The organism is Lentibacillus sp. Marseille-P4043 (assembly GCF_900258515.1).
Taxonomy (GTDB): Bacteria; Bacillota; Bacilli; order Bacillales; family Amphibacillaceae; genus Lentibacillus_C.
On sequence record NZ_LT984884.1, the window covers coordinates 3,431,883 to 3,446,033 of the forward strand.

A 14,151-nucleotide genomic window follows, 5' to 3' on the forward strand; every position below is an offset into this window, starting at 1 on the left:
GCAGGCTTACTGTTAGAAATATTCCCTATATTCTTCCTTCCGAAAAAGTAACATATAATACCTTACCACAATCAGAGGTTGACGAAAAGAAATAAAGAAGGATTTTTTTATTTCTTTTCATTTATTATTTGATGACCTTTTAATTAACTCCTAAAACACAAAAAAGAAAAGGACATACGGGGCAGCGTACATCCTTTTCTTCTCATCACTTTGTATATAACAAAGGGGGATGGGAGAAAGTTCATGGTCAAACAAAGGGGTTTTGTTTGTTATTTATTTTACATTTATACTATAGCAATAATAACATTGTTATTCAATAAGTTTGTTCATTGTTTCACAGAACTGTCACACTTTCTATAAACTTATCCTTCTAAGTCTACTTTTATTCACATATGATTTATTAACACATTTGTTGATTGGAGGGCTTTCGGTGCATGATATTCTCCCATTTTTATTTTTGATTATGACGATTGTTTCCTTTTTCCTTACGATTCTTGGTCTAATGAAGTTAATCCCTCTTTTTATTTCTTTGCCATTATTATTTATATCAATTTATTTGACCATTTTTACGTTTACCCACAAACGTGTATTCCGAGGAATGCGATAATCATGTAGAACGGTAAAAACGGGTTGTATGTGTTTCATCCAATAAATGAGCAATAAACCTCCAAATAATCCAGATTTTGCAATCAAAAAGCCGCTTCACTAATGTGAGGCGGCTTTTTGATTTATCCTAACAATAACTTTTCCATTTCGTTCAATTTTTCTTCAAAGACATTTAAGGCATCTAAAATTGGTTGTTTTGATGTCATGTCTACTCCCGCATGTTTCAATACTTCAATTGGATAGTCACTGCTGCCTGCCTTTAGAAACTTGTTGATATAACGATCGACCGCTCCCTCATCACCAGAGAGAATCTGATTAGCTAATGCAGTTGCAGCAGAATAGCCTGTTGCATATTGATAGACGTAATAATCCATATAAAAATGTGGAATCCGTGCCCATTCAAGCCCAATTTCTTCATCAGAAACAACATCATCACCGAAATATTTCTTATTTAACGCATAATAAATCTCGGTTAATTTATCAGCTGTCAATGCTTCCCCATTTTGCATACGTACATGGATATCATGTTCAAACTCAGCAAACATCGTCTGACGGAATAATGTACCACGGAAGCCTTCAAGAAAATGATTTAACAAATACAATTTTTGCTGTTCATCATCAGAATGCTTTAACATGTAGTCATTTAATAATGCTTCATTACATGTCGACGCGACTTCTGCAACGAAAATGGAATAGTTTCCATAACGAAATGGCTGCGCTTTTCTTGTGTAATAGCTATGAACAGAGTGTCCTAATTCATGTGCCAACGTGAACAAATCGTTTACGTTGTCCTGCCAATTTAATAAAATATATGGATGTGTTCCATAAGCACCAGATGAATATGCTCCACTGCGCTTTCCTTTATTTTCCTCTACATCAATCCAACGATTTTCATAGCCTTCTTTTAAAATCGAAACATACTCCTCACCTAGTGGCGCTAATCCTTTTAACACATATTCCTGTGCTTGTTCGTATGGGATTTCCATATCAACATCTTTAACAAGCGGAGTATACATGTCATACATATGCAGTTCATCAAGATCGAGTACTTTTTTCCGCAGTGCTGCATAACGGTGCAACAATGGTAATTTTTCATTTACAGCTTCAATCAAATTATCATATACCTGTTCATCGATTTTATTACTATCAAGTGCAGCTTGTCTTGCTGAATCATAATGACGGACTTTTGCATAAAAGTTATCCTTTTTCACCGTACCAGCCAACGTTGAAGCAAATGTATGCTTATATTTTCCGTATGTTTCATACATCTTTTTAAAAGCTTCCTCACGTACACGACGGTCTTTCGATTCCAGAAATCCGATGAAACGGCCATGTGTAAGATCAACTTCTTCACCTTTTTCATTCGTAATACTTGGAAACGTTAAATCAGCATTATTCAGCATGCCAAATGTTTGGGAAGCACTATCCATTGGCTCAGATGCTTCAGCAAGCAAAGCCTCTTCTTGTTGACTTAATATATGTGGACGTTGCCGCGTAATTTCATCTAACGTATGTTGATACTCTTGCAATTCTTTCTTTTCTTTTAGAAATCCTTTCAATGTTGCTTCATCCATCGCAAGAATTTCGGGAACAATAAAACTCATCGAACTAGATGCTATTGTTAACACATTTTCTGCTTTTGCATTGATTTCTTGATAGAAAGAGTTCGTTGTGTCCTCATCATAGCGCATATGTGCGTATGTAAATAACTTACCAAGACGCATTGACAAATCATCTTGCAATTTCAATAAATCATACAAGTTTTGTGCCGATTCGGAAAGTTTCCCTTTATATTCCTCCACTTTTGGAATGTCATTTTTTAAATGCTGTAATTCCTCTTCCCAGACATCATCCGTTGCAAAAATATCTTCCAATTTCCATTTGCGTTCTTCAGGTATTTCACTTCTTTTTGGTAGTTCTTTTGTTCCTTTAGCCAATTACACTTCCTCCTTTATAATCCTCACATTACACTTTCGATAGAAAACCTACATTTTCCTCTATTTATTTAGTATAACGAATTTACCCTAAATCATGCTTGTATTTTGATTGAATTGTTTGTTATTCGCTCAACTTTCGCACCAATAACATAAGATCAATAGTTAGCTGAGGCAAACTTGAAACGTTTCTAATATTGCCTTGACAACCTAGGTAAACATAAAGATTGTTTTCTAAAAGATTGGGACTGCGATTACTCGTCCCATCGAAAGCATTTGTGGTTTTGTATATAAAAGATATAAAATGCGAAGTAACTAAGAAATTGCTCCCTCGCCGTTCCGGAAATACACTACGCTTTCCGGGGGCGGCTGCTGAGCCTCCTCGTGCTAACGCACTGCGGGGTCTCACCTAGGCCTTTCCTCCCCCAGGAGTCTCCGCGTATTTCCTCCACTGGTTTTGCATTTACTACCATTAACTGTAGTAGTATGTGTTCTACCAAGCCACATTCTACCGCTTCACTAGTCCGGGTGAGTGGAGGGTGGTGACTCCTGCGGGAACAATGGTTTTCGGTGGGGCGAGTTAGCGCAGCCCCAGCACGTGTCCGAAGACCCCGCAGGAAGTGGTTTTCTTCCGAGGAGGCTATGGGCCGTGCCCGCGGAAAGCAACCACCCGGAGCGATCCCGGACGGCGGCAAATGTGCGTATTTATAGAAAAGAGTCTAGCAGTCACAGCTTGATTAAATGTGATTAATCCAAGTCAACTTGAGCAGTGAATCTCCATCCTTCCTCATTCTATCAAGGCTTATTTGCCCATTTCACGCTGCGAAAGTTGAGTAATTAGTTGATTGATGATGTTTTTATCTTCTTCTAATGCAGCTTCTATCGATTGATGAAACTGGAAATTAGTTTGTTTAATAAAATGTTGAGAAGACTTTTGTTTCAGGATGTTCAATTGTGCTAACAAAAGGAGATAATGCTGAATTGGATTGTTGTCGGCTTTTATTAACGGAAAATTGGATAGGGGAATCATCTGGTTTCTTAGGAAATGATAGCAGGTCTGAAGTGAAATGTGTCCGCCTATTGGGAGTGGATTCAGTAGATCAAGGCAAAGGCGGCTTTGCCAATCCCATAATGGTACTCGCATTTGGTATTGTGCTGCAACCGGCAAGTAGATAACCGATGGAAGGTGTTCCACATGTGTCTTCTTTAAATAAAGCCATTGATGCCAAGCTAACTCCCGTCCATATAGACGGTTTCTTGGTCGTAAGCGGAATCGCTGCTTTTCCTTTCTCCATATTGTATATAGTTGTTGCTTGGATAATCGATACTGGTGAAAAAGATCGGTAAATACTATATTATGGAGTGAATGAAACGATAGCTTTCCAACCGCCTGCTGAGTTGTTGTATCATGAATGTCTTGGAAAAATGTGAATTGCATTGTGTTTGGACAGAAGAAGTATAAAGATAGGGGGGAATCTGATGAAAACTGGTGCATAAGCTGCCTTAAAAACTGATCTACTTTCATGCTGTACGCATTTTTTCGTTTAAACTGATTCGCACCAATGATCCAAATTGGGGTGACTCCAGCCTGTTTGTATCCTGCCGTTCGTTTTTGTATAACATCAGCACCAATTCTAGCACACTGAAACTCAATCGCTATTTGTTTACGATTTATCGTTACAAGCAGATCAGGCCGTTGTCTAATATCTGGCAAAAATGCTTCCAACTTTACATCAAGTTGCTGATATTTGAACCATTGGTACAGAAGGAATTTCCCTTTTTCATGATAACCGCTTTCCCCACCTTCCAAGGAAGTGCAATTCACCTTCTGTCGATGGGCAAAATGGGGGATCATCTTCGTACCAGCCTTGACAATTACGCGTTCGTCACATGTCGGACAGAAAAATTGTTTATGTGCTTTATGATATGCAATTTCTTTTTTTGATAATGAAGCAAGTGTGATAAATTTGCCATTCTTTGTTTTAGCTTGCAGCATATGTTCAAAATCACCTCTCTCTTTATTCCTTATTCGACAAAAAGAGGTGAATTCCTGCAAAAAAACAAAATAAAAAACCTGCAACACTATGCTTGCAGGCCTTCTGATTTTTGTTTATGGTGACGTGTCTAGATGCTACCTTAGAAATTAACCCTTATCGTTGAGCTGGAAAATAAGTTTTCACTTGAGAAAATGTGTCATTTGCAAACACCTTTTTCCCATATTCCTCTAGAAAATGAATGGTGACATCCGAATCATAACCGAATTCAAGCACTTGGCTAATCATATCCTCTTGATTATCATCATCTAATTCATCTTGGGAAAATTCCATGTATAGATAATAGGTATCCTTATAGTGGAATAAACTATTTTCATCAATACCTGTAGAACTGTCTTGGAAATAATGACTTAACTGAATAACATCCTCAAAATCCTGAAAGCTTACAATCAATGATAAATTACCATCATCAGATTCTTCTTCAGATTTTCTGGCAGTATTATTCGTACTACTTTTTCCAAATTTATCGTCTAAGATATTTTCAATTTTTTCATCAACGGATAAGTCGATTGTTTTCCCGTCTTCTTCAGGAAGCTCAATATTATCGCCGTTTTTGGAAATCTGTGCTTTTGTAACAATGATTTCTAAGCCTTTTTCCAATGCCTGCACTTGAATCCACAATGGGCCGTCAACATTAAAATCCTCTTTATAATTCACCTCATCCATCATTTGCCAAAATAATTGTTCACTACGTTCGCGATTATACCAAATTTCTTCCCGTTCAAATCCGCGATCCTCAATATCAATATAAGAAATATAAAATTTTACCGTATTCTCATTTATACGTTCTATTTCCATTTCATTTCTCTCCCTTCTAAAGAAAAACGTCCAATGTGCGTTTTTCGTTACTTTAAACTACAAAGCTTTAACTATTTTTAAATAGTTAGGTGGAAGAGATAACTTCACCTGATACTTCATTACTATTTATTTACCCTTTACGAAATAACCCTAACCATTCATTCCTAGTTTATATCTATATCATTATTGTATGACAGAACAACTGATTTTGAAAATTTAAATGCCTATAATATTTAATTAAATATGATAACTGATTCAGCCTAAATTGTCACTACCCTTTAGAAAATAAGAGAATAAAAGCGCAGATCGACAACAAAGGATCTGCGCTTTTATTTTTGTATCAACGTTCTACATGAATAGACCGATTAGTTTACCATTCGTTGAGCTTCATGCAGTTGCAACGTGCGAACTGTTCGTGGTAAGAACCGACGAATTTCATCTTCATTATACCCAACTTGCAAACGCTTTTCATCTAAAATAATTGGTCTGCGTAACAATCCAGGATTTAGTTGAATTAATTTGAACAAATCCTTCATTGGCAATTGATCAATATTGACATCTAATTTTTGAAAAACTTTAGAGCGTGTTGAAATTATCTCATCCGTTCCATCTTCTGTCATTCGCAATATTTCTTTGATCTCATCCAATGATAATGGCTCAGAAAATATATTTCGTTCCGTAAAAGGTATTTCCTGTTTTTCTAGCCATGCTTTTGCTTTTCTGCAAGATGTACAACTTGGTGAGGTATAAAGTGTTACCATGAAACTTCACTCCTCATTTCTAAAATTTAAAGAAATTATTATAGTCGAACCAGCGTATATCTGAACCCTAAAAATGCCACGTCCAGCTCCAGTACCCAGCGACTAGTAGACAACCCCCGCCTCCGTACGATAAGTCAACATCAGTTCGCTCCTAGCTCACTGTGTTTCCTTTATCTCCTACGGTAGGAATGTTCGGTTAAAATCGCTACTTTGCGCAGCAACACCGAACCACCCGTATTGCGTGGGCGCAGTCCATACATCGCTAAACGGCTACTTCCGCTTTTGTTCATTGTATGGTCATTTCATAAACTTTTGAACAACTTATCAGATTAAAATAAGTTTAAATAACCTATATGTATAAGTATACTACAATTGTCAAGCAAAAGGTAGGGTATTTCCTAGAAAAATCAGCTAAAATTCAAATGTTCACGAAATGTTTATATTTATGTATAAGGTACCCTAGTTTATTTTCAATTAAACATCTTATTTGAAAAAAATTAGAATTTAGAAGGTCACCCCTTGAGGCAAAACTCAAGGGGAACCTCCCTAAGCTTTTTCTTTTATTCCATTAAAAATGTTATCTGATTCTCGATCCTCATCATAGCTTAGCACTTCCTCAACCGGTTGATAAGCTTTGCCATATATCTCTTCATCTTTATACGTATGAATGTCTTCATACATTTTTTTCATTTTTTCATAAATCATTTCTTCTGATTCGTTATCTGGAGACCAATATAAAATTTCCATTGGAGTTTCTTCATTTGTAGCAAGTGATCGGCGATTATAACCGATGGACTGGGCGTGGGTAAATCCTTCTCTTTGATAAAAATGAAGTCTTTTCTCAGTATCAGAATCGTCGTAATCAACAGGTTCAACTTCTAAAATAATTGGTTTATTTTTCTCTTTAAGTTTCTCAATCAACTTATGTCCAATTCCCTGACCTCTTGATTTCGCTGAAACCCAAAGATAATCAATAAACAAAAATTTGTCGAACTCTGCGAACATTAGAACGTGATAAGGACCTTCATCCTTGTAATATACGTCTCCTTTTTCCTTTAGCAGCATTTCCATATGCTCCTTGGATTTCATTTCTTCTACTGGAAAGTACTCGTTTAACTTTTCATACCAATTCATTGATCTACTCCTTTTTTTTACGTCTTTTCTATTATAACGAAAATTTCCCAATTTGTTAAATTTACATTTTAAAAGGCTCATTTCACATTGTTTGTTGCTTTCTATCCCGCAGCCCATATAACTACGCTTTCCAGGGGCGGCTGGAGAGCCTCCTCAGGCCAACACGACGTTTGGTCATTGTGTAAAAAACAACAAATTTTTCGATGGGCGAGTAATCGCAGTCCCAAGCTTTAATAGCCTTTTTGCAAAAGCACCATGTCTAGTTTACCCGCTGAACATTATTTTAAACGATGTCTGTCCCCCGCGCCGAAGGACAGACCTCGTTTTTTATGGAGTATAATCTACATTTTCTGTGTACGAATTCCCAGCATTCCAGATCAAAAATTCATTTATACCATTTTCCTGTAATGCTTTAATTTGTTTCTCTACTTCTGCTTTCCCATATTGGGTGGGAGCACCATCATACAACCATGGCGCTTCAAAGTCTTGAATCCATGGTCTTGAGATTGGCGGATTATCCAGCTTCCCAAGCACTTTATTTTCCACTTTCGCATATTCTGTAACCAATTTATATGGATGTTTATCCGGGAAGTCAATTCCAAAATAAGATGTCCAGTGACTTGGATAAATCATCGACGAAATAACATCGACATTGTTAGCGATTTTTGAAAAATTTTGTCCAATCCCCGGTGCTTCCGGGATCGTTGCGGAATAGCCAAAAATGTCAACGCCAACTTTCACATCGTAATACCCTAATTCTTCTTTTGCATATGAAACAAAATCTGTTACAGCTTGAACACGGCGCTGAACATTTTTTATGTCCGCGTTTTTATATTCACCCTGGCTATATTCCAGTTCCTCATCGTAATGTTCAAACCCTTCAGGAAATCGGACATAATCAAATTGAATTTCCTGAAAACCTAATTCCGCAGCCTGTTTTGCAAGGTTTACGTTGTATTCCCATACTTCTTTTTTAAATGGGTTAACGAAAGCTTCCCCTTTTCCATTCGTCCAAACCTTACCATTCTTTTTAAAGGATAAGTCAGGGCGTTTTTCTGCTAAAACCGAATCTTTAAAAACAACAATCCTCGCAATTGGATAAATTCCTTTTTTCTCAAGAGTTTCTAGCATTTTACGTGGTTCATCAATATAATTTTTAGCAATATCTTCATATGGTGAGCCTTTTTCTGGTTTGTATGTGATATTCCCATGATCTTCTTTAATATCGATTACCATTGTGTTCAAGTCAGTGGAATCAATTAATTTCACCAGTGAATCAAAGCGGCTTCCCCCAGCAGATGGCCCAGTAACATAGATACCCCGAACGGCATCAGGATAGGTGAAATCCAAACCTGAATTATATGTAAATCGTTTGAAATGTTTCGTTGTGTCAATTTGTTCTACATTTGTCGTATTCGTTGCGTGTGAGTGAGCAATTTGTATTTCCTTTCCGCTACTGATGGTTGGGATACTTAGCCCAACAATGAGAAATCCGATAGCTGTTATATTCTTTAATTGTCCTCTCCACATAATAATCAATCCCCTATTTCCTGCAGTCTATGAATCTAGTATAAAGGAAAGCGCTAAATATTTGAACGGATTTTTAGTTATTTTGTCGAATTTTTTATGTGATTCACTTCTTTATTGAGAACATGTATACAAAAATTATTCTAGCCTGCCTAATCATAAAAAAACCGGCTCTATTATACAATATGCCGGAGAGTTCCTTTTCATTTATAGAAATAAGTAAATTATCTTCAATCGTCTCAAAAACAATTGCTAATTCGTATTACACCAATGGCAAGGTAAACCAAAAAGTATGGTAAGTACCGTTGGATCTGATTCCAATTTGACCATTATGGTGGTCGACAATTTCCTTTGAAATAGCAAGTCCCAACCCTGTTCCTCCTGTATCACGTGCCCGAGAAGGATCAACTCGATAAAAACGTTCAAAGATTCTACTTTGTTCTGATAATGGAATGATTTGACCTGGTCCTGAGACGGAAACCTTGTATTCCGTGCTTAAATTTTCACCGGTAACTATAATTGGTTCAATTCCCTGATAGTAACGAATAGCGTTATCAATTAAATTACTGATAACTTGTGGAATCCCTCCATCATACACATTTACGACACCTGACTTAGTCTGAACCTTTACTTCGATTCCGGCACTCCTCAATGACCAGTGAAACATCTCAACTGTTTGCTCCACCAACATGACCATATCCAAAGGCTCTTTTTGGGAAAATGTTTGCTTAGATAAATAATCCCATTCTTTTAGTTGTTCAAATTGTTCCACCAAACTGATCAGCCTTTTTAACTCCTCATGAAGTGATTGGTATAGTTGCTTGTCACCTGATATCACTCCACTTTTTAATGCATTGAGGTAACCATTTAAATTTGACAAGGGGGTTCGTAGTTCATGCGACAAGTCTGATACAAGCTTTTGCCGGTATTGTTGATTGTTTTTTAATTGTTCAACTAAATCATTGAAATGATTAATCAATTGTCCTGTCTCATCATCCGAATTAACCACAAGTGGATTGGGATATTGGCCCTGTTTCATTTGCTTCGTAGACTCAATTAGCTCCCTTATTGGGTGTATCAATTTCTTTGTGAAATAAAAATGAATTAGGCTACCAATTACGATTGCTGAAATGCTAAATACCCACAAATATTGAAAGAGTGTTGCATCAAATTGACCTTGTTTTTGGCTATCCATCGTCCCCATTCCATCTGCCAAAAAACAAGCTGTATTGTAGATTGCCCAGCTACTAAGTGCAATAAAGGAAGCAATAATAATAATATTTGTAAATGTTAATCGCCATAAAATTTGTTTGGGAAACCACGTCTTTCTATGTTTATTCATCGACAAATTTATACCCCATTCCACGGACTGTATGAATACGTTTAGGTGAAGCAGGATTATCCTCAATCTTTCTCCGTAACTTCTTAATATGTGCATCAATTGTACGATCTAATACCGTTTTATCAGCGTATGGATAAAGTTGCTGAATAAGTTTCTCTCTTGATATAACTACATTTGGGTTCTCCATAAAATAGTAAAGTAGGTTAAATTCATGTTTTGTCAAATTCAATTGCTTATCAAACAACATTACCTCACCTTTTCGTGGTTTTATACATAATCCACCATAGGTAATCTTTTGACAATACTGTCCTGTTCTTCGCAAAACAGCCTCAACATGTGCAACTAATTCATCCGGTTCAAATGGCTTTGTCACGTAATCATCCGCACCAATTTTCAACCCGTTAATTTTATCTGTTGTACTTGTTTTTGCAGACAGCATAATAATGGATACTTCATTACGCTCCTGCTCCCTAACCCATGTACAAAAATCTTCTCCACTTAATTTTGGAAGCATTAAATCAAGTATAATTAAACATGGATGATACGTTAAAAAGACATCCTTTGCCATTTCCCCATCAGTAGCCTCTACCACATGGAAGCCTTCCTTTTTCAAATAAATATGGACAAGCTCACGGATCATTTTATCATCTTCCACTACTAAAATGGTTTGCCTCATTTCCAACACCTCTACTTCATTATAAGTAAAACGGCGCCTCATTTCATCTGCTCTAACTCTTGAACCATCATCTCATAATGTAGTGCACCAAATGCCTTATTTCTAATAATTCCATTTGAATCAATCATAAACGATGTTGGAATTGGCCGAATGGCATACCTATTTGCTACTTCAATATTTTTATCCAACAAAATTGGAAATGTTAGCTCAAACTCATGAACGAAGTCTTTTATTTCCTGCATGCTCTGCTCTGTCTGCGTCAAATTAACCGCCAGAATAATAACATCATTATTTTGGTGGAATTTTTCCAGATCCGGCATTTCCGCGCGGCATGGCGGACACCAGGTAGCCCAGAAGTTAACCATGACACGTTTTCCCCTGTAATCAGATAATTTTACTGTGCTACCGTCTAATGTTTGAAGCTGGAAGTCCGGTGCAGCATTTCCTATTTCCAAACCGACAGTAATTTCATCCGCTTTATCACTTTCTTCACCAGCAGCAACATCGCTATCCACCTTATTATCAGAATTAGTTGTTTCTATTTCCTCATTTTTAGACGAATTTGATGTATCATTTGGCTGTTTCACAAAATCGTATACAGCCCAACCAAGCATACCAGCAATAACAACAATAAAAATTGCTTTTTTCAATCATTGCCCCTCCTTCCTATACAATTTCTCTATTAAATCGCGTTGAATAGCCTACTAAATTTCCGGTTCTCATTCATTCTATTTTTTCCAATTCCTGTACCATAAGATCATAATTCATCGCACCCATTGCAATAAATTGGATACGACCATTCGAATCAATCATATAGGAAGTCGGGTATGCTCGAACTTGATAAGTAGATGCAACATCAGAATTTGTATCCTTTAACACAGGGAAAGTCATCCCAAATTCTTCTACAAAATCCTTTACATCCCCTTCACTCTTTTCCGATCCAGTCAAATTTACCGCTAAAATAGCCACATCCTTTTTATCATAAAGTTTTTGTAAATCGGGAATTTCAGCCCTACACGGCGGACACCAAGTAGCCCAAAAATTAACTAAGACTCGTTGTTCGCCTTTGTAATCAGATAAACGTACTGTATTTCCCTCAAGCGTTTTTAATTCAAAATCGGGTGCAAATTCACCTTTCGCAATTCCCACACTATCAGACTCTGTGATCTCATCCCCATTATCTTTAAGTGGAGAAGTAATCATACCCCCGGAGATATCTTCATTTTCTTCTTGTCCTGTTTTATCACTCGAGATAACAAAATCATAGGTTGCGAATCCTAGCATTCCTACTATAACCACAATAATGATAACTTTTTTCATTGATAATGACCTCCATTGCTATCCTAATTTTGATAACCATGTATCTTTCACCAAGTTAAGTAGAAATTCTGTGATTCGTGGCATTTGACCAAAGAACAAAACTAGCCCCATTATAATCATAATGACTGCTCCAATTCTCATAATTACCTGACTGTGCCGCACAATCCATCTAGTCGATCCAAGAAAGAAAGTTAATACAATAAATGGTAATGCGAAACCAATAACATACATAACTGTGTAGAATATACCTTGAGTGGGGTTACTTGCAGCCAAAAGTAAGATAGACCCAAAAATCGGACCGATACATGGAGTCCAGCCTGCAGCGAAACCAAGTCCAACAAAAAAAGCACCCAAATACCCAGCCGGCTTTTTGGAATAGTGAAAACGCTTTTCTTTCATTAGTGCGGTAATATTAAGCCAACCACCAATAAATAGCCCCATAACTATAATGAAAATCCCCGCGATACGTTGAATAAATAAACCAGAATCACCAAGTAGTAAATCCTGAATCCATCGACCTAAAAATGAGGCACCGGCACCCAAGCTAATAAATACCAATGAAACTCCGAGTAAGAAGAAAATAGAATGACTTAACAATTTACCACGGATTTTAGCTTTCTGATTTCCTTGCAATTCTTTTACACTTATCCCCGTAATATATGACAAATATGCCGGGAAAATAGGAAGTACGCAAGGTGACAAAAAAGATAATGCCCCAGCTCCTATTGCCAAAAACATTCCAACAATCAACATTGTATCTGCTTCAATTCCGCCCATTACGATCCCTCTTTCTAATTAGTAAAAACAAACTTACGATAAAAAATACTCCCACAAACCATGGTGCCATGATATAACCAAACACCGTTACGAATGGTTGAATAAATGATAATACTAGGATTCCAGTGGTCCAACCAATTAATATCAAACATATTAGTGTTCTAGTTGTTACATGTCCACGGATGAGAAGGTAGGAAACCATGAGAATAGTAAGTAAAACTATATACCCAAAAGAATATGTATTGTTGTTCCAAATCAGTTGAATAAACTCATATGTAAAAGATGCTGCCAAAAATACGGGTAGAAAGGATGCGATAAATGCAAGCATATTAATTCGACCCCGTTTGGATTTATAAGCAAGTACGAAGCCACTAAATAATACAGCCAAGTAAAAGCCTTGTGAACCACTAGGATAAGCCAATATTGCTAATGGATCCTTTATAAAAACAGAAAAATGCAATATGATTTTTCCAATCCAGATAAAGATCACAAAATTAATAAGTTGTGAGGCAAATTCCTCCAGCTGTTTCATTTTTCGTACCTTTGTTTCATCACTTAATACATAATAGAAAACAAGTCCCACAATTACACTTAGAACAATAATTGCAATCGACATTAATTTACTAGCCACCGCCATAGACAGTTCCCCCGTTTCCATCCACCATTACAATACAACACCAATATGAAAATTTGATGAAAATCCTAACAAACTATATGAAAATGTGACAACTTTAAGACATCCAAATACAAGATTGGGGACAACCCCTGTACAAAAAGCTTTCCTCGCTTCATGTAGTAGGTGCTATCCCCAATCCGTATTTGCTCTTTATTTAAATTGACTTTTCAATGCATGCTTTTAATCTTTTTTCAATATCTTGCGCAAATTCTACAATGGATTCATCCTCGACCATTTGGATTAACGCTGTCGGGCGTGGCATACCGATTTTCGTTTTTCCATTATCTTGATATACAACAATTTTGCAAGGTAAGAAATAACCAACAAGCTGATTCTGTGACAAAATGTGATTTGCTGCCTGTGGATTGCACACTTCTAACACATGATAAGGTTGCTCAAAATCAAATCCCTTTTTCTGTAATGTATCCTTCATATCAAGATGCCAGAGAATACCAAACTTATCCTCTTTTAAGCTTTCTTCCAATGACCCAATTGCTTCGTCGACTGTTTTTGTTGTCTCAACTGTATAATGAAACATGATAGTGT

13 protein-coding genes are annotated in these 14,151 nt (G+C 36.7%); all 13 read right to left on the bottom strand.

Features of this window, described 5'->3' with window-relative positions:
• Positions 1-728: 728 nt before the first annotated feature.
• The gene (gene pepF, locus C8270_RS17010) at positions 729-2,543 is read right to left on the bottom strand and encodes an oligoendopeptidase F (RefSeq protein ID WP_106497976.1); all 1,815 of its coding nucleotides are present in this window, start codon (positions 2,541-2,543) and stop codon (positions 729-731) included.
• Positions 2,544-3,342: 799 nt separating this feature from the next.
• Positions 3,343-4,536, bottom strand: coding sequence for a competence protein CoiA (locus tag C8270_RS17015; protein WP_106497977.1), 1,194 nt, complete (start codon positions 4,534-4,536; stop codon positions 3,343-3,345).
• 154 nt (positions 4,537-4,690) lie between these two features.
• On the bottom strand, positions 4,691-5,392 hold the full coding sequence (gene mecA / locus C8270_RS17020) for an adaptor protein MecA (RefSeq protein WP_106497978.1): 702 nt from the start codon (positions 5,390-5,392) through the stop codon (positions 4,691-4,693).
• Positions 5,393-5,757: 365 nt separating this feature from the next.
• Entirely contained in the window at positions 5,758-6,153 is a 396-nt protein-coding gene (gene spxA / locus C8270_RS17025; RefSeq protein WP_106497979.1) for a transcriptional regulator SpxA, read from the bottom strand.
• A gap of 546 nt (positions 6,154-6,699) precedes the next feature.
• Complete coding sequence (locus tag C8270_RS17030; RefSeq protein WP_106497980.1) at positions 6,700-7,287, bottom strand: GNAT family N-acetyltransferase; 588 nt, start codon at positions 7,285-7,287, stop codon at positions 6,700-6,702.
• 327 nt (positions 7,288-7,614) lie between these two features.
• Entirely contained in the window at positions 7,615-8,817 is a 1,203-nt protein-coding gene (locus C8270_RS17035) for a putative glycoside hydrolase (protein ID WP_106497981.1), read from the bottom strand.
• Between the two features lie 259 nt (positions 8,818-9,076).
• Positions 9,077-10,156 (bottom strand): sensor histidine kinase, encoded by a 1,080-nt coding sequence (locus C8270_RS17040; protein ID WP_106497982.1) that lies wholly within the window; start codon positions 10,154-10,156, stop codon positions 9,077-9,079.
• On the bottom strand, positions 10,149-10,832 hold the full coding sequence (locus C8270_RS17045) for a response regulator transcription factor (RefSeq protein ID WP_106497983.1): 684 nt from the start codon (positions 10,830-10,832) through the stop codon (positions 10,149-10,151). The genes C8270_RS17040 and C8270_RS17045 overlap by 8 nt, the downstream gene beginning before the upstream one ends.
• A 38-nt stretch (positions 10,833-10,870) precedes the next feature.
• On the bottom strand, positions 10,871-11,482 hold the full coding sequence (locus C8270_RS17050) for a redoxin domain-containing protein (RefSeq protein ID WP_106497984.1): 612 nt from the start codon (positions 11,480-11,482) through the stop codon (positions 10,871-10,873).
• Between the two features lie 73 nt (positions 11,483-11,555).
• A complete protein-coding gene (locus C8270_RS17055) occupies positions 11,556-12,152 on the bottom strand; it encodes a TlpA family protein disulfide reductase (protein WP_106497985.1) in 597 nt (198 codons plus the stop codon).
• Between the two features lie 18 nt (positions 12,153-12,170).
• Positions 12,171-12,929, bottom strand: coding sequence for a cytochrome c biogenesis CcdA family protein (locus C8270_RS17060; protein WP_106497986.1), 759 nt, complete (start codon positions 12,927-12,929; stop codon positions 12,171-12,173).
• Positions 12,916-13,566, bottom strand: coding sequence for a hypothetical protein (locus tag C8270_RS17065; protein WP_106497987.1), 651 nt, complete (start codon positions 13,564-13,566; stop codon positions 12,916-12,918). The genes C8270_RS17060 and C8270_RS17065 overlap by 14 nt, the downstream gene beginning before the upstream one ends.
• A gap of 193 nt (positions 13,567-13,759) precedes the next feature.
• On the bottom strand, positions 13,760-14,143 hold the full coding sequence (locus C8270_RS17070; RefSeq protein WP_106497988.1) for a DUF302 domain-containing protein: 384 nt from the start codon (positions 14,141-14,143) through the stop codon (positions 13,760-13,762).
• Between the last annotated feature and the right edge of the window lie 8 nt (positions 14,144-14,151).